The following is a 26,224-nucleotide window of genomic DNA, read 5'->3' on the forward strand; positions in this document are numbered from 1 at the left end:
TGGCCTAAACGGCGACGTTCTCCAGCGCACACACACTCTCATCCAACTCATCGATCTGTTTGATGTGCTCGATCATCGCTTCCGCCAGCGGCGACAAGCGATACCCCGCACGGCTGACGATGCCGTAGCGGGTGTAGCGCTCCTCCAGATCCTCAGCCAGGCCCTCGATCTTCAAGCACACCAGTTCGCCCCGGGCCATGTGCAGCACATCGCTGTTGGCGCTGACGATGCCGATGGCGTCGGAGTGCAGCACTACGCCCATCAGGCTATAGCCGTTCTCGCATTCGACATTGGGCAGGTAATCGGGCCGGCCGCTGAGGTCGACGATGACCTTGCGCAGGTTGGGCGGGCGGACGGTCACGGCCAGCGGGTAACTCATCAGCTCGGCGGCGCTCACGCTGTCGCGCAGGGCCAGCGGGTGGCCGGCGCGGCAGCAGAAATACCAGCGGCGTGGGCGCAGGCGGTGGGTGTGATAGTCGGGGTTGGCTTCGAAGTGTCGGGTGTCGGCGACGAAAAACTCGAACTCTTCACTGAGCAGGCGTTTGCTCAGGCTCTGCCAGTCGTCCACCTGATACTGCACGCGTGCCTTGGGGTAGCGCCCGATAAAACTGCCGATGGCGCGGGGGACCAAGCCGCCGGCCGGTGCCGGGCCGCAACCGAAGCGTAATTCTCCCGCCTCCAGGCCATTGAACTGGCTGATCTCGTTGGCCAATTGCTGCGCGCCGCTGACCAGGCGCCGGGCGTGCTCCAGCAATACCTGGCCTTGTTTGGTCGGTGCCAGGTCTTTACGGCCACGGTCAATCAGTTGGCAACCGGCGCTGTGTTCCAGGGCCTGGATACTGCGACTGAACGCTGACTGCGACAGGTTCACCGTCAACGCTGCCGCGACAAAACTGCGTTGTTCGGCAAGGGCGATGAAATGACGAAGCTGGCGCAAATCGATATGCATTTTTCACATCAAAAATATCCGGGAAATGCATTGGCTATGCATTAGGTCGACTCCTTATAAAGGCTATCTCTTATGCAGTAAATGTTCGTTAAAACATAAATAAATAACCTAAAGGAATATCTCTCGATGGATATTTCCGGGTTCGGAGCCGCTTATGAGTCTGTTGAAGTCCGCTGTCCCTTCCTCTCCCTGGCGGCTCAAGCGCTTGCCGCTGGCGCTGTTGCTGGCCGGCAGTGCCAATTGGACGCCCAGCCACGCGGCCGACGCAAACACGCCTGCGCCCGAAGGCGAGAGCGCCAGTGGCCAACTGGAAACCGTCACGGTGACCGCTCGACGCCGCACCGAGAGTGCCCAGGAAGTGCCGACGCCCATGAGCGTGATCGGCGGGCAGGCGCTGGAGAGCCAGCGGGTGTACCGGATTCAGGATTTGCAGCAACTGGTGCCCAGCGTCAACGTCGCCTATATGCATGCGCGCCAGTCCAGCGTGTCGATTCGTGGCCTGGGCAACAACCCGGCGAGTGACGGCCTTGAGGGCAGCGTGGGGCTGTACATCGACAACGTTTACCTCGGGCGGCCGGGCATGGCGGTGTTCGACCTGATGGACATCGAACAGCTTGAAGTCTTGCGCGGCCCGCAAGGCACCTTGTTCGGCAAAAACACCACCGCCGGCGTGATCAACATCAGCACGCGCGCGCCGAGTTTTACCCCGGAGCGCAGCATCGAAACCTCGCTGGGCGAGGACGGCTACTTCCAGACCAAGGGCACGATTTCCGGCCCGCTCACCGATGACCTGGCCGGGCGTTTCTCGGCGTATCGCACCCGCAGCGACGGCGACATCAAGAACGAATACAACGGCCATGACCTCAACGGCGGCTCGCGCCAGGGTTTCCGTGGGCAACTGCTGTACAAGCCCAGCGAGGCGTTCAACCTGCGCTGGATCGGCGATTACAACGAAGAGGATTCCAGCGCCGGCACCCGTGTGCTGTACAGCACCGGGCCGACCATCAACGGCACCAACCTCTACCAGTCGCGGGCCAACGCGGCAGGCGCGACCCTGGTGGACGGCACCCATCGCAAGGTCAACCTGGACAGCGACCAGCACGTCACCGTGTTCCAGGGCGGCACGTCGTTGGAAGCCAACTGGACGTTGCCGAGTGACTTCACCCTGACCTCGGTCAGTTCGTATCGCTTCTGGAATTTCACCCCGCGTAACGACGACGGCCTTAACGTGCCGGCGTTGTATAACGGCGGGGTGTCGGTGGAAGACAAACAGTGGTCCCAGGAATTCCGGCTGGCTTCACCCACTGGCGGTTTCTTCGATTACGTGCTCGGTGCTTACTACTTCGGTAATTCGCTGGATAACAAATCCTTCAGCTATTACGGGCCTCAGGCCGATATCTGGAATGGCACGCCGGCCGGCGCACTGGCCAATGTCAGCAGCGTCGGCAACGGGCACATTCGCACCGACAGTTTTGCACTGTTTGCCCAAGGCACCTGGCACCTTACCGAGCGCCTGGATTTCACCGCCGGCCTGCGTGGTACCTATGAAGAAAAAAGTGCCTGGGTCACGCGTAACAATCCCATCGGAGGTGCGGCGGTCGCCGGTGCTGCCGCTACGGCTCGACGTGGCCGCGCGGGGGCATACGATTCCGGTGACCTCACGCAATACAGCGCCAGCCCCTCGGGTTTGCTCAACCTGAGCTACCACTTCAACGACAACCTGCTGGGCTACGCGACGCTGTCCCATGGCGAGAAGTCCGGCGGGGTCAACCTGGCGGTAGGCTCTGCGCCAACGGCCGGCGCCGACTCACTGCTGATCGGCACCGAGCGCGCCAACAACGCCGAGCTGGGTTTCAAAAGCACGCTGTGGGACCGGCGACTGCAGCTCAATGCCAACCTGTTCTGGACCCAGGTCAACGGTTACCAGACCAATGCCTATGACCAGGACAACCGTGTGCAGTACCTGACCAACGCCGGTGCGGTGCGCTCGCGGGGCGTCGAGGTGGAAAGCACCCTGGTGCCGATCAAGGGCCTGACGCTGAACCTCAACGGCTCGTTCAACGATGTGAGCTACCTGTCTTACAAGGATGCGCCGTGCCCGCCGGAAGTCAGTCTGCGCCCCGGTGCGCCGGCCTCCTGCGACCTGAGTGGGCACCAAGTGGTGGGGGCCTCGAAATGGATCGCCAACGCCAACGGCGAATACAAGTGGAACCTGGATAACGGCTTCGAACCCTATGTCACCGCCAGCTATGCCTTCCGCTCCAAGGCCGTGGGCACGGTGGAGGACTCCGACTCTGGACAGATTCCTGCCTATGCCGTGGTCAACCTGTCCACCGGCCTGCGAGGCAACTATGAGCAGGGGCAGTGGGACGTGTCGTTATGGCTGAAAAACGCCTTCGACAAGACCTACTACACCACTCTGTGGACGGGGGGGAACGGCGGCTACGAAGGCTTGCTCGGTACGCCGCGCACGCTAGGAGTGACTGGGCGCTATGACTTCTAGCCCCGTGCGATAGGTGGCCGGACTGAACACTCGCGTCACCACCAGCATCGCCACCGCCGTGACCGTCAGCACCACCCAGGCGCTGACAAAGTTGCCGGTCAGCTCGCGCAGCCAACCGGTCATCCACGGCGACACAGCGTTGATCAAGAAACCCACGCCTTGCACAAAGGCCGCCAGTTGCCCGGCTTGGCGTGGGTCGCGGTGGTGGTCGAGGGTCAGCAGCAGGCTCAAGGCGAAACACGCGCCCAGGCCGAAGCCACACAACGCCACCCAGAGGTGCGGATACTCCTGCGGCGCGATGATCAGGCCGAGGTAACCCACGGTCTGGGCCAGCAGGGCAATGCCCAGCAGCGGCCGACGGTCGATACCGCGCTGCGCCAACACTGGCATCAACAGCGCGGCGATCACCTGGAAAATGGTCATGAACGCCAGCAGCGAACCACTGGGCAACACCCCCCAGCCCAGTTGCTGATAGTAGGCCGGCAGCCACGCCACCAGGCTCATGTAGCCGCAATTGACCAGGCCGAAATACAGCGCCAGCAACCAGGCGCGGCGATTGCGCAGGTCCTTGAAGGCCGGCACCACCTGTGGATTTCTGGCCGCGCCCAGGGGCAGCCAGGCCCACAGCAGCAAGGCGCCCAGCGCCGGCAGCAGCCACACCCCCAACCCCGCCTGCCACTCCTGGAAATGCGTGGCCACCAGCGGGCTGAGCAGCGCTGCCAGCCCGCCGCCGGCCATCAGCGAAGCTGAGTACACACCCATCGCCACCGGCACGCGATGACGGAATTCGCGCTTGATCATCGCCGGCACCAAGGCCTGGATCAGCGCCACACCCGCGCCGCCGAGCAGCGCCGTGACCAGCAGCGCCGACGCCTGGCCCATCAACCAGCGTGCCAGGCACGCCAGCAGGATCATCATCAAGCCCAGGGCGATGCCGCGCCGCTCGCCCAGACGGGCTTCCACACGCACGCCCACCAGCGCCACCAGCCCCATGCACACCACCGGCAGGCTGGTCAGCAGGGCGCTGCTCTGGAAACTCATGCCGGTGGCCTGGCGAATCTCGCCGAGCAACGGGCTGATGGAACTGAGGATCGGCCGCAGGTTCAGGCCGAGCACCACCAGCAGGCCCCAGCCGGCGAGGGATTTATTCAGGGTCATGCAACGCTCTTGCAGTCGGTAAATGAGGCGTGAGTATGGCCAGCGCCAAAGGTATTCTGAAATTAAATATAACCATGCCAATCAGTGGCTAATGGAATGGTGACGCCCATGTTCGATCCCGTGTTGTTGCGCAGTTTTGTCGCTGTGGTGGACTGCGGCAATTTCACCCGCGCCGCCGAGCGCCTGCACTTGACCCAGTCCACCGTGAGCCAGCAGATCCGCCGCCTGGAAGAGGCGGTGGCGTGCCAGTTGCTGGACCGCGACCAGCGCCGCGTGGTCGCCACCGCTGAGGGCGAGCGCTTACTGGCCTATGCGCGGCGCATCCTCGCGCTGCATGAAGAAGCCGCCGATGTGTTGATCAACCAACAGAGCGACGGCGTGCTGCGCCTCGGCGTACCGGAAGACTTTGCCGCCGAGCGCCTGATGCCGTTGCTGTCGGCGTTTGTGCTGGCGTATCCACGGGTGCGGCTGGAGGTCACCAGCGGCCTCGGCCCCGAGTTGCAGCGCCAATACCGCAGTGGCGAGTTCGATGTGTTGCTGGTCAAGCAGATGGGTGACAGCGCCGACTGCCTGGCCTCATGGCCCGAGCCACTGTGCTGGGTCGACAGTCGCAGCACGCCGTGCCTGGGCCGCGATCCGTTGCCGTTGGTGGCCTTTCCGGTGGGCGGCCTGTACCGCAATGAAATGCTGCAACACCTGGAGGTGGGTGGCTGGCGCTGGCGCATCGGGTATTCCAGCGCGAGCCTGGCCAGCGTGTGTTCGGCGGTGGCGGCCGGGCTGGGCATTAGTTTGTTGCCACTAAGGGTGGTACAGGCCGGGCATGTGGTGTTGGGGGCAGACAGCGGTTTGCCGATGATTCAAGGCGTGCGGCTGGCCTTGTATGCCCGCAGTGGCCTGGGCGCGGCGGGGCAGAGTTTGCAGCGGCAACTGCTCGATTTGTGCGCAAACAGCCCCGCTTAACCATGCCTTTGCTGAATATTTTGCATGCCTGAAAAGCATTGAAAAACAGCGCCTTGTCGCCAGGCCACGTGGGCCGGGACTTTGGCGCTTTCGGGTGTTTCATTTATTCAATTTAGATCTATGTATAACTTTAAAGATTACTTTAAGAGATAAGCGTCTGGCCCCGATGATTCAGCCCTCGACGGCCTTCCACGCAGGCCCGTCGGTTTTTTGGTTTCGAAACCGTAGGGAGTCAATCAATGGGCAATGTCCAGACCGCCGCCAGTGCACCCGAGGCGCAATGGCGCCAGGCACCGAGTGGTGAGTTGGTCGACCTTGGCCGGCCGCACCGCGCGCCGTTGGGGCAATTGCGAACGCAGAAAACCCCAAAGCGCTTCTCCAGCCGCCGCGAAGGGATCCTGCTCGGTTTGTTGGTACTGGCCCTGCACGGTGCAGTGATTTATTGGGTCAGCCAGAAACCCACCCCGGTGCTGCCGATTGTGCCGCCGGAAATTCCGCCGATGACCATCGAATTTTCCCAGCCGGCACCGCCCGTGGTGGAACCGCCACCGCCTGTGCCACCACCACCGCCGCCGCCCGTAGTCGAGCCACCGCCGCCGGTGGTGGATGAGTTGGCCGCCAAGCCGGCGGCGCCCAAGCCGATTGCAAAACCCAAGCCGAAGCCAGTGCCAAAGCCTGAGCCCAAGCCCGCACCGAAACCGGTCGAGCAGGCCCCCACGCCACCGCAACCGGCGCCACCGGCCCCCGCGCCCGCTCCGCCCGCGCCAGCCCCGGTGACACCGGCTTCGGCCAACGCCGCGTACCTCAAGAACCCGGCGCCGGAGTACCCGTCACTGGCTCAGCGTCGCGGTTGGGAAGGCACGGTGTTGTTGCGGGTGCAGGTACTGGCCAGCGGTAAGCCGGGCGAGATCCAGGTCCAGAAAAGCAGCGGTCGCCAGCAACTCGACGACGCCGCACTGACCGCCGTGAAGCGTTGGAGCTTCGTGCCGGCCAAGCAGGGCGATGTGGCCCAGGACGGCTGGGTCAGCGTACCGATCGATTTCAAGATTCACTAACTATTGCTGCGGGGTGTTGCACACGCCGCGATCTGTTCAGAGGGAAAACACCATGGCATTAGCATCTCCACTTGAATCCATCGAAAGCGCGGTGATCTGGCTGCTGGTGGTCTTTTCGGTCGCCACCTGGGGCCTGGCCCTGCTCAAGGGCGTGCAGTTCGGTCGCCTTAAAGCGCAGGATCGCAAGTTCCACAAACAGTTCTGGGCGGCGTCGAGTCTCGACTCGGCCGCCGAACTGGCCGAAACCCAGCCCGGCGCCGCTGCCCATGTGGCGCAGGCCGGTTACGCCGCGATCCAGGTTGGGGAAGCGCCGCACGCGGCCGACCTGAGCCAGGCGATCAACCACCAGGACCGCCTCGAGCGTGCCCTGCGCCAGCAGATCGTACGTGAACGCCGCTCCCTGGAAACCGGCCTGGCCGTGGTCGCCAGTATCGGCAGCACCTCGCCGTTTATCGGCCTGTTCGGCACGGTGTGGGGGATCATGGAAGCGCTCAAGGGCATCAGCGCCGCCGGTTCCGCCAGCCTCGAAACCGTGGCCGGCCCCATCGGTGCCGCCCTGGTTGCCACTGGCGTGGGGATCGCCGTCGCGGTGCCGGCGGTGCTGGTCTACAACTACTTCCTGCGTCGCCTGAAGCTCACGGCGGCTGACCTGGATGACTTTGCCCACGACTTCTACAGCCTGGCGCAGAAGAACTCTTTCCGCGTCCTGCTGCACCCGGCCCTGACCAAGAGTGCCGCCGGCAACCCGCAGAAAGTGAAGGAGGCGTCCTGAAATGGCCTTCTCCACGCAAGACAGTGATGAGGTACTGAGCGAGATCAACGTCACGCCGCTGGTGGACGTGATGCTGGTGCTGCTGGTGGTGTTTATCGTCACCGCGCCGCTGTTGACCAATGCGATCCCGATCAACCTGCCCAAGACCGAAGCCGTAGCCCCGGTGGAGCAGAAGGACCCGCTGGTGGTGAGCATCGACGGCGCCGGCAAACTGTTTATCAACAAGGACGAAATCCAGCCGGACCTGCTGGAATTCAACCTGCAGGCGGCCAAGGCCAAGGACCCCGATGTGCGGGTGCAACTGCAGGCTGACGATGGTGTGAACTACGGCGAAGTGGCGCGAGCCATGGCGTCTATCGAGCGCGCGGGCATTACCAAGCTGTCGGTGATTACCGCACGTTAGTGGCAAAAGCCTCGACAATTTTTTGGCCGTTTCCTTGGCAGGGTGCGGCCTTTTTTTTCCTGGAATTCAAGCCACGCCGCCAATTCCCAATGTGGAATGTGGAATGTGGGAGGGGGCTTGCTCCCGATGGCGGAGTGTCAGTTGGCCTATTTGTCAGCTGACCCACCGCCATCGGGAGCAAGCCCCCTCCCACATTTGAACCTCATGCAGGTTTGAGTTTTTGGTTATTAATAAATAGCTTCTTATTCCTTAACGAATATAACCCTCGTCCCTATACTGTCCTGCAACGTTAAACGCTGCAGGAGGGCACACCCATGCACAGCGAGTCGATTCGTTACCTGATCGTGCCGGGCTGGCAAGGATCGCCAGAAGATCATTGGCAAACTCATTGGCAGAACAGCCTGCCCAACAGCGCGCGCGTGGAGCAGGCCGATTGGCTGACGCCGCGCCGTGAGGACTGGGTAGCCGCGCTGGCCGAGGCGATCGCCGCCGACAGCACCCCGGTGATTCTGATCGCCCATAGCCTGGGCTGCATCACCGTGGCCCATTGGGCTGCCACTGCACCCGTGCAATTCCTGCGGCAGGTGCGCGGGGCCTTGTTGGTGGCTCCTGCGGATGTCGAACGTCCGGCGTGCTCGCCCGCGCTGCGCAACTTTGCGCCGATCCCGACCGACCTGCTGCCCTTTCCCAGCCAGGTAGTCAGTTCCGATAACGACAGCGCCGTCAGCGCCCCCCGGGCCCTAGAGCTGGCGCGTCACTGGGGGGCCGAAGCCGGCATCCTGTCGGGGGCCGGGCATATCAATGTGAAGTCCGGCCACCAACGCTGGGAGCAGGGGTTCGCCTACCTGTATCGCCTGCAAAGCCGCCTCGAGCATCACGCCCGGCGCACCGCCTGATATTTTTTCAACGCCCCGTCCCTGAGTGGATTTGGGGCGGGAGCCTGCCATGAGTCTGCATGAAACCTTCGGTCAGCCACTGCTGACCTTCCCCGACGCCGAAAAAAGCCCGCTGAGCATCCGCGCCAAGGCGCTGGTGTTTGTCGACCCACGCTCGCGCAAGCTGCGCGAAGACCTGGAAAATCTCGCCCCGCGCGCCTTGCCCGTATTGATTCGGGGCGAGACCGGCAGCGGTAAAGAGTTGCTGGCGCGGCATATTCACCGGGGCAGCGACCGCTCCGGTTTGTTTGTCTCGGTCAATTGCGGCGCCATCAGCCCAACCTACGCCGACGCCGAATTGTTCGGCTACGCGGCCGGCGCCCACAGTGGCGCGGCCAGCAGCCGCGCCGGATGGTTTGGCTCGGCGAATGGCGGCACCTTGTACCTGGATGAGATCGGCGACTTGCCGCTGCCGATCCAGGTGAAACTGCTGGCGGCCCTGGAAAACCATGAAGTCACCCGCGTTGGCGCCCACCAGCCGAGCCCGGTAGACGTGCGCCTGGTGGCCGCCACCAGCATCGACCTGGCCCAGGCCGTGGCCGCCGGCAAGTTTCATGAGCGGCTTTTCCATTACCTCAGCGAGGGCCAGTTGGACCTGCCGGCGTTGCGTGAGCGGGTGGGCGATATCCTGTCGTTGGCTGAATACTTTCTCGGTATCTACAGCCAGCGCCTGGACCTGCCGGTGCCGTTGATCAGCGACGCCGCCCAGCGCGTACTGGAACACCACAGCTGGCCGGGTAATACCCGCGAGCTGGAGAACGTCATTCACTTCGCCTTGCTGGTGAGCAGCGGCGACGAAATTCTGCCCGAGCATCTGAACCTGCCGGTGGCGGGGTCGCCATTGGAGCAAGTGCAGCGGATCTTCGCCAATGCCAGCCTGGCTGAGCAGGAAGACTTGCGCCGCTTTCTACGTGAACAAGCCGCTACATGAGCAAAATGGAATATCAACGTGAATAAAAGATATTGTTCGGGAATAAAAAATCTAGGTATTGTCCCTCCCACGCCGCGATAGCACTTCGCTGGCACACCACATAAAAAACGGTCGTCAGAGACGCCCCGCAATTCCAATAAGGACACTGCATGAAAAAGGTTCTGTTGTTTACCGCACTGGCGGCTGCCCTGACTGCAAGCTTCGCCCAGGCCAACGAGAAACTGGTGGTTGCCGCGACCCCGGTCCCGCACGCCGAGATCCTCGAACTGGTCAAGCCAGCCCTGAAAAAAGAAGGCGTGGACCTGGAAATCAAAGTCTTCACCGACTACGTCCAGCCAAACGTGCAGGTCGCCGAGAAGCGCCTGGACGCCAACTACTTCCAGACCCTGCCGTACCTGGAAAACTTCAACAAGGGCAAGGGCACCAACCTGGTCACCGTGGTTGGCGTGCACGTTGAACCCTTCGGCGGCTACTCGAAAAAGATCAAGAATATTTCCGAGCTCAAGGATGGCGCCACCGTGGCCATCCCGAACGAAGGCTCCAACAGCGGCCGCGCCCTGTTGTTGCTGCAGAAAGCCGGTGTGATCACCCTGAAAGACCCGACCAACGCCCTGGCCACGCCGAAAGACATCGCCAGCAACCCGAAGAACCTGAAGTTCAAAGAGCTGGAATCGGCCCTGCTGCCACGTGTGCTGGACCAGGTTGACCTGGATTTGATCAACACCAACTACGCGCTGGAAGCGGGTCTTAACCCGGCCAAGGACGCGCTGATCATCGAAAGTGCCGACTCGCCGTACGTGAACTTCCTGGTGGCTCGTCCGGACAACAAGGACAGCGACGCTATCCAGAAACTGTCCAAAGCCCTGACCAGCCCGGAAGTCAAAGCCTTCATCGAGAAAAAGTACAACGGCGCAGTCGTGCCCGCGTTCTGATGTAACTCAAAACCTCCTTCAAGGTTTCAACGCCGACGGCTTGTAGAGCGTCGGCGTTTTTTTATGCCTGGAATTTGGAATGCAATCTAAATGTGGGAGGGGGCTTGCTCCCGATAGCGGTGTGTCAGTCAAAGATGTACTGACTAAACCACCGCTATCGGGAGCAAGCCCCCTCCCACAATTGATCTTCATCTCACTTTGGATTGTTAATGGTTTTAGAGCGCTCGGCTGTTAATCGCCCTGCGCAACGCCACCAACCATTTCACCAGCTCCTGCGGATCAATCGGTTTCGCTTTGTTCATTGTTCATTCCCTCGAAAACAGACCCCCCAACCATAGCTGTCACCTGGCAAACCCGCGAATCGGGGCTGAATGTTACGGCTTCTACCCCCACGCTCGTACTGCGTGACGTTGGTCCTGTCGAAACGGAAGATGAGCCTGGCCACTGTTCAATGGGTAATCCGATAGTTTTCCGAGGCGCCCATCTCGCCATTTCCTTGGCCGATTCGAATCATGTAATGGATGGGATGGACGCCCAGGTGTTGCAGCAATACAGCTCGGGGAATATGTGTGCGAATTTGCTGCGGTGGGTTGTTGTTGAATTCGATATCCACCACCGGCCGCCGGCTGATGAAGATCTGGAGACGGTCCTTGCTCGTACCTATATCGGTCGGCTGGATGATGACCGTCGCTCCTTGGTCGGGGACATTCTTCAAGGACAGTTCATAGTGGTCGGAAGGCGGCGTCGGCGGCGTGGCTTCGGTAATCTGCAGGGGTGGAAGCATTTTTTTATCTTGGCTGCTCATTGGGTCTACCTCAGTACAGGGGGCGTGATTTGCTTGCACTGCAGCACGCGCGAATGACCGTGCAGCAAGACCGGGGTCAATGTTTACGAGGGTTGTCGAGGGCTGTCTACTGTTAGAACTCACAGGTCGCGCCGGCTTGGGAACCCTGATCTAAGCTCACAGTCGCATACACACTGGCACATCGCATCGCGCACAAGGAGTCCGCATGGGCGGTCGTATTTCCACCTGTATCGTCGGTTTGGGTTTAGTGGTGTTGCTGAGCGCTTGCGGCCAGGAAAACGCCGAACCCAAGCAGCATTCCCGAGTATTTGTGCAAACCGTGCAACCCGCGGATTTCGCCGCGGCCGTCACACTGACCGGGGATGTGCAGGCGCGCGTGCAGACCGACTTGTCCTTCCGCGTCGGCGGCAAGATCATCCAGCGCATGGTGGATGTGGGTGACCGCGTGACCGCCAGGCAAGTGCTGGCCAAGCTCGATCCCAAGGATTTGCAGACCAGCGTCGATTCCGCCCAGGCCCAGGTCGTGGCCGAACAGGCGCGGGTCAAGCAAACCGCCGCCGCGTTTGTGCGCCAGGAAAAACTCCTGCCCAAGGGCTACACCAGCCGCAGCGAATACGACTCCGCCCAGGCCGCGCTGCGCAGCAGCCAAAGTGCCCTGGCCGCCGCGCAGGCGCAGTTGGCCAACGCCCGTGAACAACTCGGCTATACCGCGCTGATTGCGGATGCGCCGGGGGTGATCACCGCACGGCAGGCCGAAGTCGGTCAGGTGGTACAGGCCACCGTGCCGATTTTCAGCCTGGCCACCGATGGCGAGCGCGATGCGGTGTTCAATGTTTATGAGTCACTGCTGGTTGAGCCGCCGCCCGATGCGCCGATCACCGTCAGCCTGCTGGATAACCCGAGCATCAAGGCCGTGGGTAAAGTGCGTGAAGTCACACCGGCCGTGGCCGCCAATACCGGCACGGTGCAAGTGAAGATCGCCCTGCAATCGTTGCCCGAAGGCATGCGACTCGGTTCGGTGGTCAGCGCTACCGCCAATGGCCCGGCCAAATCGAGCATCGAGCTGCCCTGGTCGGCGTTGACCAAAGACCTCAGCGAGCCCGCCGTATGGCTGGTGGACGGCGAGGGCAAGGCGCAACTGCACAAGGTCACGGTGGCGCGTTACCTCACGGGCAAAGTGATTATTGCCGAGGGCCTTAAAGGCGGCGAAAAAGTCGTGGTGGCCGGTGGGCAACTACTGCACCCCGGCATGCTGGTCGAGATCGCCCAGCCAGGAGCCCAGCCATGAAGCGCCTGACGGTTGTACTCGCCGCCAGCCTGTTGCTGATGGCCTGCTCCAAGGAGGAACCAGCGCCCGAGCCCGTGCGCCCGGTGCTGTCCATGGAGGTGAAGTCCGAAGACCAGGAGACCCTCGGCCGCTTCGCCGGCACCATCCAGGCGCGCTACGAAAGCAACCTGGGCTTCCGCGTCCCCGGTCGCATCGCCCGGCGTGCCGTGGATGTGGGCGCCGAAGTGGAGAAGGGCGCCTTGCTCGCCGTGCTCGACCCTACCGACCAACAGAACCAGTTGCGCGCCGCCCAAGGCGATTTGGCGCGGGTGCAGGCGCAGTTCATCAATGCCCAGGCCAATGCCCGTCGCCAGCAGGAGCTGTTCAACCGTGGTGTCGGGGCCCAGGCCCAACTGGATGTGGCCCAGACCGACCTGAAAACCACCCAGGCCTCTCTCGACCAGGCCCGGGCTTCGGTCAATCAAGCCAAAGACCAGCTCAATTACGCCGAACTGCGCACCGACCACGCCGGCATCGTCACCGCCTGGAATGCCGAGGCCGGCCAGGTGGTCAGCGCCGGTCAGCAAGTGGTGACCCTGGCGCGCCCGGACATCAAGGAGGCGGTCATCGACCTACCCGCCGGCCTCGCCGAGCGCCTGCCGCCGGATGGGGTGTTCCTCGTCGCCGGGCAACTCGACCCCAGTGTCAACACCACCGCCACCGTGCGCGAGATCGAACCCCAGGCCCAAAGCGCCACGCGCACCCGTCGCGCGCGCCTGACCCTGGCCGAAACGCCGCCCGCGTTCCGCCTTGGCACGGCGGTCAGCGTGACCTTGAGTTCGGCCATCGCCCCACGCATCGAGTTGCCCCTGAACGCCTTGCAGGAAGTCGACGGCAAGACCCGCATCTGGTTGCTCGATACCCAAAGCCAGACCGTGCAACCGCGCGACATCACGGTGCTTAGCCGTGACGCTGACAGCGCCTTGCTCAACGGCGGCGTCAAACCCGGCGAGCGTATCGTTACCGCCGGCGTGAACAGCCTGAAGCCCGGGCAGAAAGTCAAAATCGACGAGGACAGCCCGCGATGAAAGGGAGCTTCAACTTATCCGGCTGGGCCCTCAAGCATCAGTCCTTCGTCTGGTACCTGATGTTCGTCGCGTTGCTGATGGGCGTGTTCTCCTACATGAACCTGGGCCGCGAGGAAGACCCCTCGTTCACCATCAAGACCATGGTGATCCAGACCCGCTGGCCGGGCGCGACCCAGGAAGAAACCCTCAGGCAGGTCACCGACCGCATCGAGAAAAAGCTCGAGGAACTCGACTCCCTCGACTACGTGAAAAGCTACACGCGACCTGGTGAATCCACGGTGTTCGTGTTCCTCAAGGACACCACCAGCGCCAAGGCCATCCCGGAGATCTGGTACCAGGTCCGCAAGAAGATCGACGACATTCGCGGTAATTTCCCCCAGGGCTTGCAGGGGCCGTCGTTCAACGACGAATTCGGTGATGTGTTCGGCTCGGTGTACGCCTTTACCGGCGACGGCCTGTCGATGCGCCAGTTGCGCGACTACGTGGAGCAGGTGCGTGCCGAGATCCGCTCAGTGCCGGGGCTGGGCAAGGTCGAGATGATCGGGCAGCAGGACGAAGTGATTTACCTGAATTTCTCCACGCGCAAACTGGCGGCCCTGGGCATTGACCAGCGCCAGGTGGTGCAAAGCCTGCAATCGCAGAACGCGGTGACCCCCGCCGGGGTGATCGAGGCCGGGCCGGAGCGGATCTCGGTGCGTACTTCGGGGCAGTTCGCCTCGGAAAAAGACCTGGCCAACGTCAACCTGCGCCTCAATGACCGCTTCTATCGCCTGGCGGATATCGCCGAAATCAGCCGTGGCTATGTTGACCCTGCGCGGCCGATGTTCCGCTTCAACGGCAAGCCGGCGATTGGCCTGGCCATCGCCATGCAGAAGGGCGGCAACATCCAGTCGTTCGGCAAGGCACTGCACACGCGCATGGACGAACTGACCGCCGACCTGCCGGTGGGCGTCGGAGTGCATAAGGTCTCCGACCAGGCCGAAGTGGTGGAAGAGGCCGTCGGCGGCTTTACCAGCGCGCTGTTCGAAGCGGTGATCATCGTGCTGGTGGTGAGCTTTATCAGCCTCGGCATGCGCGCCGGGCTGGTGGTGGCGTGCTCGATTCCACTGGTGCTGGCGCTGGTGTTCGTGTTCATGGAATACAGCGGCATCACCATGCAACGCGTGTCGCTGGGTGCGTTGATCATTGCCCTCGGCCTGTTGGTGGACGACGCGATGATCACCGTGGAGATGATGATCACACGTCTGGAAAAAGGCGAAACCAAGGAGCAGGCGGCCACCTACGCCTACACCTCCACGGCATTCCCGATGCTCACCGGTACCTTGGTGACCGTCGCTGGTTTCGTGCCGATTGGCCTCAACGCCAGTTCGGCGGGGGAGTACACCTTCACCCTGTTCGCGGTGATTGCCGTGGCGATGCTGGTGTCATGGGTGGTGGCGGTATTGTTTGCGCCGGTGATCGGCGTGCATATCCTCAGTGCCAAGGTGAAACCCCACAGCGCCGAGCCGGGGCGCATCGGCCGCGCGTTCAATGGCGGCATGCTGTGGGCCATGCGCAACCGTTGGTGGGCCATCGGCATCACCGTGGGCCTGTTCGTGGCGTCGGTGTTCTCCATGCAGTTTGTGCAGAACCAGTTCTTCCCGTCGTCGGACCGCCCGGAAATCCTCGTCGACCTCAACCTGCCGCAAAACGCCTCGATCAACGAGACGCGCAAGGCCGTCGACCGCCTCGAAACGATCATCAAGGACGACCCGGACATTGCACGCTGGAGCACCTATATCGGCCAGGGTGCGATCCGTTTCTACCTGCCCCTCGACCAGCAACTGGAAAACCCCTACTACGCGCAGTTGGTGATCGTCAGCAAAGGCCTGGAAGAGCGCGGTGCCTTGATTGCGCGTCTGCAAAAGCGCCTGCGCGACGACTTCGTGGGGATCGGCAGTTTTGTGCAACCGCTGGAAATGGGCCCGCCGGTGGGGCGGCCGATCCAGTACCGCGTGTCCGGTAAAGACACCGACCAGGTGCGCAAGCACGCCATCGAACTGGCGACCCTGCTGGATAAAAACACCCACCTGGGCGAGATCATCTACGACTGGAACGAGCCGGGCAAAGTGCTGCGCATCGACATTGCCCAGGACAAGGCGCGCCAGCTCGGGCTGTCATCCGAAGACGTGGCGCAGTTGATGAACAGCGTGGTCAGTGGTGCGTCGGTAACCCAGGTGCACGACGACATCTACCTGGTCAACGTGGTCGGCCGTGCCGAGGACGCCGAGCGCGGTACGCCGGAAACCTTGCAGAACCTGCAGATCGTCACGCCCAACGGCACCTCGATCCCGCTACTGGCCTTCGCAACCGTGCGCTATGAACTGGAACAGCCGCTGGTGTGGCGTCGCGACCGCAAGCCGACCATCACCATTAAAGCGTCGGTGCGCGATGAGATGCAGCCGACCGACCTGGTCAAGCAGCTCAAGCCGGAGATCGACGCATTCAGCGCCGGCCTGCCGGTGGGTTACAAGGTCGCCACGGGCGGCACCGTGGAAGAAAGCGGCAAGGCCCAGGGCCCGATTGCCAGCGTGGTGCCGCTGATGCTGTTCCTCATGGCGACCTTCCTGATGATCCAGCTGCACAGCGTGCAGAAGATGTTCCTGGTGGCCAGTGTCGCGCCGCTGGGGTTGATCGGCGTGGTGCTGGCGCTGATCCCCACGGGCACGCCCATGGGCTTTGTGGCGATCCTCGGTATCCTGGCGTTGATCGGTATCATCATCCGTAACTCGGTGATCCTGGTGACGCAGATCCACGAATATGAAGTGGCCGGCTACACGCCGTGGGACGCGGTGGTGGAAGCCACCGAGCACCGGCGCCGGCCGATCCTGCTCACGGCGGCTGCGGCGAGCCTGGGCATGATCCCGATTGCTCGGGAAGTGTTCTGGGGGCCGATGGCCTACGCGATGATTGGCGGCATCATCATCGCCACCTTGCTGACGCTGTTGTTCCTGCCGGCGCTGTATGTGGCCTGGTACAAGATCCGCGAACCCCAACAGGAAGGGCACGGTTAAAAATGTGGGAGGGGGCTTGCCCCCGATGGCGGTGGGTCAGTCAAAGATGCTCCAACTGATCCACTGCTATCGGGAGCAAGCCCCCTCCCACATTTGGTATGCGTTGCCTCTAAGGTTTGCGCCAGACACTGGCCAACCAAGGCTGCTGCTCTCGAGGCAATCCCGCCGGCCGGTAGTAATGCTCCAGTTCCACAAACCCGGCGGCGGTGAGCAGTGTTTGCCACGCCTCCAGGTCGTGATAAGCCCCATAGCGCGGCCCATTCCAGCCTTCCTGGTTCTCACCCCGCGGGTTGGAGCTGAACAGCACGCCCCCAGGTTTCAACGCCCCATGCAGTTGTTTGAGCACGCGCGGCAGTTCCTGCTTGGGGATATGAAACAGCACCGCATTGGCAAAGATCCCGTCAAAGCGTTCAGCCGGTAAATCCAGTTTGAGGAAGTCCTGCTGCAACACCTCACAGCCGCTGTCTTCGCGCGCCATCTGCGCAAACCGCTCGGAGCCATCCAGGCCGACGGCGATATGCCCCATGCGCGTAAAGGTCTGCAAATCCCGCCCCGGCCCGCAGCCGAAGTCCAGCACGGTAAAGGGCGCAGTGCCTTGGATATGCCGCAGCAGCGCGTCGATGTTCTGGCTCACATCGTGATCGCGGGTGCCTTCACGGAAGTCCTCGGCCACCTTGTTGTAGTGGCCGAGGGTGGTGGACGTGATCTGGTCGAGGTCGTCGGGCTTGAGGGGCATGGTGGGCAATACCGGGTGTTGAGATGACCCGACTATACCTTGTGGCGAGCGGGCTTGCCCCGCGTTGGGCTGCGCAGCAGCCCCAGCTTTCAGCGCTTATTCAGCACCCGCGCCAACCGATCGCCACCCAACTGGATCACCGCCACCAGGATCACCAGCAGCACAATCACCGTGAGCATGATCTGCGTATCAAAGCGCTGGTAGCCGTAGCGATAGGCAATGTCGCCCAAGCCGCCCGCACCAATCGCCCCGGCCATGGCCGACGAGTTGATCATGGTCACCAACGTGATGGTGAACCCGCCGACAATCCCCGGCAGCGCTTCGGGCAGCAGTACATGCCAGATGATGTGCCAGCGCCGGCACCCCATGGCCTGGGCGGCTTCAATCAGACCGTGGTCGACCTCGCGCAGACTCACTTCGGCGATCCGCGCGAAGAACGGTGTGGCGGCGATGGTCAGCGGCACAACCGCCGCCCACACGCCGTAGGTGGTGCCGACGATCAGCCGCGTGAAGGGGATCAGCGCCACCATCAGGATCAAAAACGGAATCGAGCGGAACAGATTGACGAACGCCCCCAGCACCCGGTTCAGCGCCGGTGCCTGGTAGATGCCGCCCTTGTCGCTGGTCACCAGAAACACCGCCAGCGGAATCCCCACCAGCAAGGCGATCAACGATGACACGCCGACCATCAACAAGGTGTCGATGGCACCCTGCACTAAACGATCAAACCACATAGCCCAGCACCTCCACCTGTTGTGCCCAGTTCGCGGCGCGGTTGCGCAGTTCCTCGGTGTTATGGGGTGAGCCGTTCACCGCCAGCAGCAGTTGCCCCAAGGCATGCCCCTGGATCCGTTCGACACCGCCCTGCAGCAGACGCACGCGCCCGCCGAGGGCGCTGAACAGCGCGGCCAGGTCGGGTTCATCGCTGGCACTGCCGGTGAACTGCAAGCGCAGCACCACCGCGGCGTTTGGCGATTCAGGCTGGGTGTGCAAACGGCTTTGCAGTTCTTCCGGCAGCCCATGTTGCAGCGGCGCCAGCAGGGTCTTGCTGACCTCGTGCTGTGGGTTGCCAAACACTTGCCACACCGGGCCTTGTTCGACGATGCGCCCGTGTTCGAGCACTACCACGCGGTCGCAGATGTCGCGGATCACCGCCATCTCATGGGTGATCAAGACGATGGTCAGGCCCAGGCGCCGGTTGATCTCGCGCAGCAGGCCGAGGATCGATTGGGTGGTCTCCGGGTCAAGGGCCGAGGTGGCTTCGTCGCACAGCAGGATCTGCGGGTCGTGCACCAGCGAACGGGCAATGCCCACGCGCTGTTTCTGCCCGCCGGACAGCTGCGCCGGGTAGGCCTTGTGCTTGTCCTGCAAGCCGACCAATTCCAGCAGCTCGCGCACTTTTTGCTCACGCTGGGGCTTGGGCACGCCGGCGACTTTCAGCGGCAACTCGACGTTCTGCCACACGGTCTTGGCCGACATCAGGTTGAAGTGCTGGAAGATCATGCCGATACGCCGACGCAGCGCCACCAGGTGGTCTTCGTCGAAGTCGCCGATGTCGACCTGATCGATCAACACGCGCCCGCTGCTGGGTTGTTCCAGGCGGTTGATGGTGCGGATCAGCGACGATTTGCCGGCGCCGCTGCGGCCGATAATGCCGAACACTTCACCGCGCTGGATCGCCAGGTCGATGCCTTGCAAGGCATGCACGCCGCCGTCGTAGGTTTTGCCCAGGTTGATAAAGCGCACGTGCGCGCGGTTCAGGTCCGGGTGCAGTTCTGTCTGCTCGGCTTCCCTGGGCGGAGAACCCAGGTCGCGTAGTTGAGAGTGGGCGGCGGTCATTTTTTATCTTCCCAACCGACTTGGTACAACTTGCCGAGGGATTTATCCAACGCCGCGCGCACCACTGGCGAGTGCTGGTAGATGTCGACGAACTTGATCACGCGCGGGTCGGTTTTGCTCTTGGGCTGGATCACGAACTGGATCACGTATTCCGGGTGGTCGAGGCCGTCGAACAGCAGCGCCGACTCGGCATCGAAGGTCTTGGACAGGCGGATGTACGCCGGGTAGCCCTGCACCAGGTCGGCATCGTCATAGGCGCGCACCAGCTGCACGGCCTCGACTTGCAGGATCTTGATGTTTTTCGGGTTGGTGACGATGTCTTCTTCGGTGGCCTTGTAGCCCACGCCCGGCTTGAGGGTGATCAAGCCGGCCTTGGCCAGCAGTTGCAAGCCGCGACCGCTGTTGATCGGATCGTTGGCAATCGCCACGCTGGCGCCTTGGGGCAGGTCGTTGATGCTTTTGTATTTCTTCGAGTACAGGCCGACGTTGTTGATGATGCCCGGCGCGTACGGCACCAGGTCAAAACCGGCGGCGGCCTTGGCGTTTTCCAGGAACGGGATGTGCTGGAAGTAGTTCACGTCAATATCGCCGGCGGCCAGGCTGACGTTGGGCGCGATCCAGTCGGTGAATTCCACCAACTCGACGTTCAGGCCTTGCTTGCCGGCTTCGGCGACTGCGGCTTCCAGGGGAATCGCGAAGGCGGCGGTGGTGCCGATTTTCAACGGTGCATCGGCGGCGAACACCGCCGAGCTGAACAACCCGAAGGCCAAGGCCAGTGCTTTGACTGGGTTATTGAGGAATGTCTTTTTCATAGTGGGTTTCCAGTCATAAGGTATTAGGACAAACAATGCAGATCCAATGTGGGAGGGGGCTTGCTCCCGATAGCGGTGTATCAGTCACCACATTTGCCAACTGAACCACTGCTATCGGGAGCAAGCCCCCTCCCACATTTGTGATCAGTGGCGGTAGGTGGAACCGGTGTGTTGTTCGGGTAGACGGGCGCTGCCTTGGAAGACCTTTTCCCGCAGCGTGCCGCTCTCATATTCGGTCTTGTACGACCCCCGCTTCTGCAACTCCGGCACCACCAGGTCGATAAAGTCCACGTAGCTTTCCGGCGTCACAATCCGCGTCAGGTTGAAGCCATCCAGCCCGGTTTCGCTGATCCAGGATTCCAGCTCGTCAGCGACCTGTTCGGGCGAGCCGACCAGGGTGATATAGCGTCCGCCGAGGGCGTGCTGCTCGAGCAATTTGCGCCGGGTCCAGTCGTTGTTTTGCAGGTTCTTGGTGGCCGACTGGATCGCGTTGCTCTTCACGTACTGGATCGGTTCGTCGAGTTCGTATTGGGAAAAATCAATCGCGGTGGACGCCGAAAAGTGCGCCACGCCGGCCTCCGCACTTGCATAGCTCAGGTACTCGGCATGCTTGGCCCAGGCCAGTTCTTCGGTGGCGCCGACGATCACGTTGAGGCCCATGAACACCTTGATGTCTTGCGGGTTGCGTCCGGCCTCGACCGCGCTGGCACGCACCTTGTCCACCTGCACTTTGGTCGCGGCCTTGTTCTGCCCGCTGATAAACACGCACTCGGCATGGCGCCCGGCAAACACCAAGCCACGGTCCGAACTGCCGGCCTGGAACAGCACCGGCGTACGCTGCGGCGACGGTTCGCACAGGTGATAACCCTCCACCTGATAGAACTCGCCATGGTGCTCGACCTTGTGCACCTTGCCCGGCTGCGCGTAGACCCGCGCCTGCGGATCGTTGAGTACCGCGTCGTCTTCCCAGCTGCCTTCCCAGAGTTTGTAGAGCACCTCCAGGTATTCATCGGCCTGGTCGTAGCGCCGGTCATGCTCAACCTGTTCGGCGAGGCCCATGGCCTTGGCGGCGCTGTCGAGGTAGCCGGTGACGATGTTCCAGCCCACCCGACCACGGCTCAGGTGGTCGAGCGTGGACATGCGCCGGGCGAACAGATACGGCGGCTCATAGGTGAGGTTGGCGGTCAGGCCGAAGCCGAGGTTGTCGGTTACGGCGGCCATCGCCGAGACCAGCAGCAGCGGGTCATTGACCGGCAGTTGGATCGACTCCTTGAGCGGCACATCAATCGAGTTCTGGTACACGTCATACACGCCGACGATATCGGCGATGAACAAACCGTCGAACAGCCCGCGCTCCAGGGTTTGCGCCAGATCGGTCCAGTACTCGATGCTTTTGTACTGGGTGGAGGTGTCCCGTGGATGGGTCCACATGCCGTGGTTGATATGCCCGATGCAGTTCATGTTGAAGGCATTGAGCAAGATCTTTTTCTTTGCCATCAAATGGTCCCCCGCAGTGGCGGGTTTTCAGCGTTGAGGTAGTAATTGCCTACAGCAAAGTACTTCCAGCGCACCGGGTCGTGCAGGGTGTGCACGCGGGCGTTGCGCCAGTGGCGGTCGAGGCCGTGCTCGGCCAGGGTGGCCTGGCTGCCGGCCAGTTCGAACAGGGTGCTGCCGGCGGCCAGGGAGATCTCGGTGCTCAAGGCGCGGACTTCAGCGACGGCGATGGACGCCGCCGCCACGGTCTCGGCATTGCTGTCGGCCTGGGCGCCGTCGAGGTGTTCGCCTGCGCGTTCCAGCAATGCCTCGGCGGCGTGCAGGCGAATGCTCAGGTGGCCGAAGCTCTTCAGGGTCAGCGGGTCTTCGGTGGCTTTGTCGTTGCCGGAATCGATCCACGGGCGGGTCTTGGTGCGCACAAAGTGCAGCGCATCTTCAAAGGCCGCGCGGGCGATGCCGGTGTCGATGGCGGCGTGGAGAATCTGCGCCAGCGGGCCGACGGTGGTCGGGCGCTCAAACGCACTCTGGAACGGGATCACGTCTTGCGCCGCAACCCACACGTTATCGAACACCACCGAGCCGCTGCCGGTGGTGCGCTGGCCAAAGCCGCTCCAGTCGTCGATAACCGTCAGCCCCTTGCTGTCGCGGGGCACGAAGGCCAGTTGCTGGATGCCGTGTTCATCCACCACCGAGGTGGGGATGCGCTGGGCATAGATCGCGCCGGTGGCGTAGAACTTGCGGCCGGTGATGCGGAAGCCGTCGCCGTCGCGGGTGATGGACGTAACGCGGTCGTGGGCGGTCTTGGTGCCCAGTTCCGCCAGGGCGTTGCCGAAACGCTGGCCGGCGAGCACTTCGGCATACAGGCGTTGTTGCTGTTCAGGGCTGCCATTCACGCGCAGCACTTCGAGGGCGTAGAAATGGTTTTGCGGAATCTGGCCCAGGGAGGCATCAGCCTGGGCGATGAGGGCAATGACCTTGGCCAGGGTGACGTTGGACACACCGGCACCGCCGTATGCCTTGGGCACGCTGATGCCCCACAGGCCGGAGCGCGAGAATACGTCCAGCTCGGGCAGCGGCAGGCGGCGTTCGCGGTCGCGCTGGGCGCTGTCGCGGCGGAAGTCTTCGGCCAGGTCGCTGGCGACAATAAGGGCTTGTTCGTCGCTGGTGATAACCGCGACACGGTGAGAAAGGGTCATGAGTTTCTCCAGAGGTCTGGTCGGTTAAATCCAGGAATGGCGAGCCGGCAACGTGCCGTTCAAGCGATAGGCACCGACGGCGTGATACTTCCAGCGCACCGGGTCGTGCAGGGTGTGCACCCGGGCGTTGCGCCAGTGACGGTCGAGGTTGAACTCCGCGAGGGTGGCGCGGCTGCCGGCCAGTTCGAAGAGCTTTTCGCTGACCAGCAACGACACTTCAGTGGTGAGCACCTTCGCCTCGGCCACGGCGATTGACGCACGCGCGGCGGACTGTGCGGTGATCGGCGCGGCGCTGACCTGGTCCAGCACTTGCCCGGCCTTGCGCAACAGCGCTTCGGCGGCGTGCAGTTCGATCTTCAGCTTGCCGATATCGGCGATCACGTAGAGGTCATCGCTGGCCCGCTCGACCTTGGCGTCGATCCACGGGCGCGAACGCTCACGCACAAAGGCGATGGTGTCATCCAGCGCGCCACGGGCGATGCCGGCGTCAATGGCGGCCTGGATCAGTTGCGAAACGGCGCCCTGGATAGTCGGGCTTTCGCCGATACGCCAGTTTTCAACGACCAGTTCGGCCTCCACTGGCACGCGGTCCAGCAGCACGGTGCCGCTGGCGGTGGTGCGTTGGCCGAAGCCCGACCAGTCATCCACGATGCGCAGCCCTTCGGTGCCACGGCGCACAAACGCCATGACCTGCCTGCCGTCATCGTTCAGCGCCTTCACCGCCACCCAATGGGCAAACAGCGCGCCGGTTGAATAGAACTTCTGGCCGCTGATCACGTAGCCGTCGCCCTGGGCAGTGATGCGCGCCTTGAGCTCCAGGGTGTTCTTGGTGCCGCGCTCCGGGCCGCCATTGCCGATGCGCCAGCCGTCGAGGACGCTCTGGAACAGCTGCTCTTTCTGGCGCCCGGTGGCGGCGCCCTGCAATACCTGCAGGATGCCGAAATGATTCTGCGGGATCTGCCCCAGGGCCGGGTCTGCCGCGCTGATGATCGCGAAGACTTCGGCCAGGGTCACGAATGAGACTTGTGGGCCGCCGTATTCGCGAGGAATGGAAATACTGCCCAGCCCACTGCGGGTGAATTGTTCGATCTGCGCCCACGGCAGCTTACGTTGCTGGTCACGCTGGGCGGCTTGCAGGCGCGCGGCCTGGGCCAGCTCGTGGGCAGCCTTCAGCGCCTCTGCATCGTTGCGCAGCACGGTGGCCGGCAACAGCAGGGGAGCAACGTCCAGATGATTCTGGGGGGGTGTTAGAGCCAAGTTAGACATCAGCGCCGCTCCTTGGCTGCACGTAATGCCCTGGCGTTATGCACCGGGGTAATTCTGACCATACCGACCTCGCATTCAATGAAATAAAAACAGAAAAATCAGAGATGTCCGGTGGTCCGGTGCATATACCCTAAGCGTGTTAAATATTTAAATAAACTAACTTTTGGGAATATGCATAGAAGGTCTGCTACCCAGGTTCGCAGGGTGAGCCAAGGGGGCGCGGTTGATAGATCCGCGCTCTCCCGGCCGGCTGGCTCGGCGCGCAGGCGGCAATGCGTAAGGTGCGGGTCGGAGCCCAGCGCGAATTGTTGCCGACACGATCGAGAATGCAGTACGTCACCTCCAGGCGGCAGTCGTCACCTGCCTCGACAATCACCGTCGAAGGCACCCACACCTGCACGACCACCCCGACGCCTTTGGCCTGGATCTTGGGCAGGTCCATGCGTACATCTCCCCAGCGCAGGGTGATGGCATCGCCCGTGGCCATATTCAGGTAAGGCGCGATGGTCAGCGGAATACCACGTCGTACCTGGCGACCGTTGACGCCGTAGCGGCGGATGGTCTCGGGCAGGCCTACAGGGGCAAGGTTCTGGTTTTCGTCGCTGCAAAGCGGGGAGGGCGGGCCTCCCGGACATTTGGTTTTTACCCGCACGTGGGCCCTGGCCGAGCAGGCGGGTGTGTGGCCGATTTGCATGACCCGGTAGTGAACTTCAGCGGGACCATCCTGCACAAAACTTTCCGGCACCCGCAGATGGGTTGGCAGGCCGACCTTGCCTGCGGTCACCCGCCGTGAGGCCGCAAAGCAGTTGTTCCAGAACAGCTCGATCAGATCGCCTTCATCCATGCCGGGGTAGGGCTCGATATCGATCTGCAGGTGTGCGGCCGCCAGGGCGTTGATGCCATTTCGAAGGGCCTGGGGCAGCGTCGGGGCGGTGAGCAGGGGGCGTGTCATAAGTAATCTCCTTGATGCAGCCAGCAGCAACCGTTCCGGGCCCTTGGCGCGGGTGCGCGCTGGGTCCGAAAAGAACGATTCGGTGAATAGCCGGGATAGGATCCAATCCTCTGGACGCTAGATAAGAGAGTTGGCCAAGGAGCGTCAATGGAGGCAAAAGGCTAAACGGCGGGTTGGCGCAGATTCAGAAGGGTCTGACTGGGCGGGGGATTTTAAGGGGGGAGTGGTGGGGAGATTTACTCGGTGGAACGAGGCGTTCCTGTAGGCGCTGGCTTGCCAGCGAAGAACGTCCAGACGACACGGTTAATTCGGTTAAACACGTTATCGTTGACGATTTTCGTTGGTAAGCCAGCACCTGCAGGTGGATCTCAGTGGGCCAGGAATTTGCTCAGGAACTGCCGGGTGCGTTCCTCCTTGGGGTTGGCGAACAACGCCTTGGCTTCGCCTTGCTCCACGATCACACCCTTGTCGAAGAAGATCACCCGGTTGGCGACATCGCGGGCAAAGCTCATTTCGTGGGTGACGATGACCATGGTGCGGTTTTCTTCGGCGAGGCTGCGGATGGTTGCCAGCACTTCGCCGACCAGCTCCGGGTCCAGCGCCGAGGTGGGCTCATCGAAGAGGATCACCTCCGGCTCCATGGCCAGTGCGCGGGCAATCGCCACGCGCTGTTGCTGGCCGCCGGAAAGACGCCGTGGGTAGGCGTCTTCCTTGCCCGCCAGGCCGACCCTGGCCAGCAACTTGCGCCCCAAGGCGATAGCCTCTTCACGCGGCATCTTCTTGACCACGGTCGGCCCTTCGATGACGTTTTCCAGCGCAGTGCGGTGGGGGAACAGGTTGAAGTTCTGGAACACAAAACCCACGTGCTGGCGCAGGCGCCGCACCAGGCCTTGTTGCTGGTTGAGCGGTTTGCTGCCGTCGATCTGGATGTCGCCCACCTTGATACGGCCGCTGGTGGGTTCTTCGAGGAAATTCAGGCAGCGCAGGAAGGTGGTCTTGCCGGAACCGCTGGGGCCGATGATAGCGACGACTTCGCCTTCCTTGACCTCAAGGTCGATGCCGTTGAGCACCACCTGACCGTTGAATTGCTTGGTCAGTTTTTCAACCACGATCATGCT

At 62.4% G+C, this 26,224-nt stretch carries 23 protein-coding genes; 11 read left to right on the plus strand and 12 right to left on the minus strand.

What is annotated here, in order from left to right; all coding sequences use genetic code 11:
- Positions 1 to 4: 4 nt before the first annotated feature.
- Positions 5 to 949: a LysR family transcriptional regulator gene (locus ACHPFG_RS01930; protein WP_431701466.1), complete on the minus strand. Its 945-nt coding sequence runs from the start codon at positions 947 to 949 to the stop codon at positions 5 to 7.
- Positions 950 to 1,103: 154 nt separating this feature from the next.
- Here ACHPFG_RS01930 and ACHPFG_RS01935 point away from each other — a divergent pair, with 154 nt between their 5' ends.
- Positions 1,104 to 3,452, plus strand: coding sequence for a TonB-dependent receptor (locus ACHPFG_RS01935; RefSeq protein ID WP_431701467.1), 2,349 nt, complete (start codon positions 1,104 to 1,106; stop codon positions 3,450 to 3,452).
- Here ACHPFG_RS01935 and ACHPFG_RS01940 read toward each other — a convergent pair.
- Positions 3,423 to 4,610: a CynX/NimT family MFS transporter gene (locus tag ACHPFG_RS01940; protein WP_431701468.1), complete on the minus strand. Its 1,188-nt coding sequence runs from the start codon at positions 4,608 to 4,610 to the stop codon at positions 3,423 to 3,425. The two genes, ACHPFG_RS01935 and ACHPFG_RS01940, sit on opposite strands and share 30 nt — an antisense overlap.
- A 108-nt stretch (positions 4,611 to 4,718) precedes the next feature.
- On the opposite strand from ACHPFG_RS01940, the gene ACHPFG_RS01945 reads away from it, so the two are divergent.
- The 7 genes from ACHPFG_RS01945 to ACHPFG_RS01975 all read left to right on the plus strand — a co-directional run bounded on the left by ACHPFG_RS01945 (position 4,719) and on the right by ACHPFG_RS01975 (position 10,598).
- Positions 4,719 to 5,570: a LysR family transcriptional regulator gene (locus ACHPFG_RS01945; protein ID WP_431701469.1), complete on the plus strand. Its 852-nt coding sequence runs from the start codon at positions 4,719 to 4,721 to the stop codon at positions 5,568 to 5,570.
- Between the two features lie 239 nt (positions 5,571 to 5,809).
- A complete protein-coding gene (locus ACHPFG_RS01950) occupies positions 5,810 to 6,625 on the plus strand; it encodes an energy transducer TonB (RefSeq protein WP_431701470.1) in 816 nt (271 codons plus the stop codon).
- A gap of 52 nt (positions 6,626 to 6,677) precedes the next feature.
- Positions 6,678 to 7,397, plus strand: a complete 720-nt coding sequence (locus ACHPFG_RS01955) for a MotA/TolQ/ExbB proton channel family protein (RefSeq protein ID WP_431701471.1) — start codon at positions 6,678 to 6,680, stop codon at positions 7,395 to 7,397.
- Between the two features lies 1 nt (position 7,398).
- Positions 7,399 to 7,800, plus strand: a complete 402-nt coding sequence (locus ACHPFG_RS01960) for an ExbD/TolR family protein (RefSeq protein ID WP_010565408.1) — start codon at positions 7,399 to 7,401, stop codon at positions 7,798 to 7,800.
- A 314-nt stretch (positions 7,801 to 8,114) separates the two neighbouring features.
- Positions 8,115 to 8,696, plus strand: coding sequence for an alpha/beta hydrolase (locus ACHPFG_RS01965; protein WP_131696999.1), 582 nt, complete (start codon positions 8,115 to 8,117; stop codon positions 8,694 to 8,696).
- Positions 8,697 to 8,745: 49 nt separating this feature from the next.
- On the plus strand, positions 8,746 to 9,666 hold the full coding sequence (locus tag ACHPFG_RS01970) for a sigma 54-interacting transcriptional regulator (RefSeq protein ID WP_431701472.1): 921 nt from the start codon (positions 8,746 to 8,748) through the stop codon (positions 9,664 to 9,666).
- Positions 9,667 to 9,815: 149 nt separating this feature from the next.
- A complete protein-coding gene (locus ACHPFG_RS01975; RefSeq protein ID WP_131696997.1) occupies positions 9,816 to 10,598 on the plus strand; it encodes a MetQ/NlpA family ABC transporter substrate-binding protein in 783 nt (260 codons plus the stop codon).
- Positions 10,599 to 11,046: 448 nt separating this feature from the next.
- Here ACHPFG_RS01975 and ACHPFG_RS01980 read toward each other — a convergent pair whose 3' ends face one another.
- Positions 11,047 to 11,403: a hypothetical protein gene (locus ACHPFG_RS01980; protein WP_131696996.1), complete on the minus strand. Its 357-nt coding sequence runs from the start codon at positions 11,401 to 11,403 to the stop codon at positions 11,047 to 11,049.
- A gap of 205 nt (positions 11,404 to 11,608) precedes the next feature.
- Here ACHPFG_RS01980 and ACHPFG_RS01985 point away from each other — a divergent pair, with 205 nt between their 5' ends.
- Genes ACHPFG_RS01985 through ACHPFG_RS01995 form a run of 3 tightly spaced genes read left to right on the plus strand, consistent with a single transcriptional unit; the run spans position 11,609 to position 16,811 of the window.
- Positions 11,609 to 12,691 carry an efflux RND transporter periplasmic adaptor subunit gene (locus ACHPFG_RS01985; RefSeq protein ID WP_431701473.1) on the plus strand — a complete coding sequence of 361 codons (1,083 nt, stop codon included), beginning with the start codon at positions 11,609 to 11,611 and terminating at the stop codon, positions 12,689 to 12,691.
- Positions 12,688 to 13,758 carry an efflux RND transporter periplasmic adaptor subunit gene (locus ACHPFG_RS01990; RefSeq protein ID WP_431701474.1) on the plus strand — a complete coding sequence of 357 codons (1,071 nt, stop codon included), beginning with the start codon at positions 12,688 to 12,690 and terminating at the stop codon, positions 13,756 to 13,758. The genes ACHPFG_RS01985 and ACHPFG_RS01990 overlap by 4 nt, the downstream gene beginning before the upstream one ends.
- Positions 13,755 to 16,811, plus strand: coding sequence for an efflux RND transporter permease subunit (locus tag ACHPFG_RS01995; protein ID WP_431701475.1), 3,057 nt, complete (start codon positions 13,755 to 13,757; stop codon positions 16,809 to 16,811). Before ACHPFG_RS01990 ends, ACHPFG_RS01995 begins: the two co-directional genes overlap by 4 nt.
- Positions 16,812 to 16,920: 109 nt before the next feature.
- On the opposite strand, the gene ACHPFG_RS02000 is transcribed toward ACHPFG_RS01995, so the two are convergent.
- The 9 genes from ACHPFG_RS02000 to tcyN all read right to left on the minus strand — a co-directional run bounded on the left by ACHPFG_RS02000 (position 16,921) and on the right by tcyN (position 26,221).
- Positions 16,921 to 17,547, minus strand: coding sequence for a class I SAM-dependent methyltransferase (locus ACHPFG_RS02000; protein ID WP_145335771.1), 627 nt, complete (start codon positions 17,545 to 17,547; stop codon positions 16,921 to 16,923).
- An 89-nt stretch (positions 17,548 to 17,636) separates the two neighbouring features.
- Entirely contained in the window at positions 17,637 to 18,281 is a 645-nt protein-coding gene (locus ACHPFG_RS02005) for a methionine ABC transporter permease (protein ID WP_016974994.1), read from the minus strand.
- Entirely contained in the window at positions 18,271 to 19,386 is a 1,116-nt protein-coding gene (locus ACHPFG_RS02010) for a methionine ABC transporter ATP-binding protein (RefSeq protein ID WP_431701476.1), read from the minus strand. Before ACHPFG_RS02010 ends, ACHPFG_RS02005 begins: the two co-directional genes overlap by 11 nt.
- Entirely contained in the window at positions 19,383 to 20,198 is an 816-nt protein-coding gene (locus ACHPFG_RS02015; protein WP_431701477.1) for a MetQ/NlpA family ABC transporter substrate-binding protein, read from the minus strand. Before ACHPFG_RS02015 ends, ACHPFG_RS02010 begins: the two co-directional genes overlap by 4 nt.
- A 144-nt stretch (positions 20,199 to 20,342) precedes the next feature.
- On the minus strand, positions 20,343 to 21,695 hold the full coding sequence (locus ACHPFG_RS02020; protein WP_431701478.1) for an LLM class flavin-dependent oxidoreductase: 1,353 nt from the start codon (positions 21,693 to 21,695) through the stop codon (positions 20,343 to 20,345).
- On the minus strand, positions 21,695 to 22,888 hold the full coding sequence (locus tag ACHPFG_RS02025) for an SfnB family sulfur acquisition oxidoreductase (RefSeq protein ID WP_431701479.1): 1,194 nt from the start codon (positions 22,886 to 22,888) through the stop codon (positions 21,695 to 21,697). Before ACHPFG_RS02025 ends, ACHPFG_RS02020 begins: the two co-directional genes overlap by 1 nt.
- A 24-nt stretch (positions 22,889 to 22,912) precedes the next feature.
- Positions 22,913 to 24,154: an SfnB family sulfur acquisition oxidoreductase gene (locus ACHPFG_RS02030; RefSeq protein ID WP_167655984.1), complete on the minus strand. Its 1,242-nt coding sequence runs from the start codon at positions 24,152 to 24,154 to the stop codon at positions 22,913 to 22,915.
- Positions 24,155 to 24,341: 187 nt separating this feature from the next.
- On the minus strand, positions 24,342 to 25,106 hold the full coding sequence (locus tag ACHPFG_RS02035) for a hypothetical protein (protein ID WP_431701480.1): 765 nt from the start codon (positions 25,104 to 25,106) through the stop codon (positions 24,342 to 24,344).
- A gap of 368 nt (positions 25,107 to 25,474) precedes the next feature.
- The gene (gene tcyN / locus ACHPFG_RS02040; RefSeq protein ID WP_053140245.1) at positions 25,475 to 26,221 is read right to left on the minus strand and encodes an L-cystine ABC transporter ATP-binding protein TcyN; all 747 of its coding nucleotides are present in this window, start codon (positions 26,219 to 26,221) and stop codon (positions 25,475 to 25,477) included.
- Between the last annotated feature and the right edge of the window lie 3 nt (positions 26,222 to 26,224).

Origin of the sequence: Pseudomonas sp. BR20 (genome assembly GCF_050780135.1) — a bacterium.
GTDB lineage: Bacteria > Pseudomonadota > Gammaproteobacteria > Pseudomonadales > Pseudomonadaceae > Aquipseudomonas.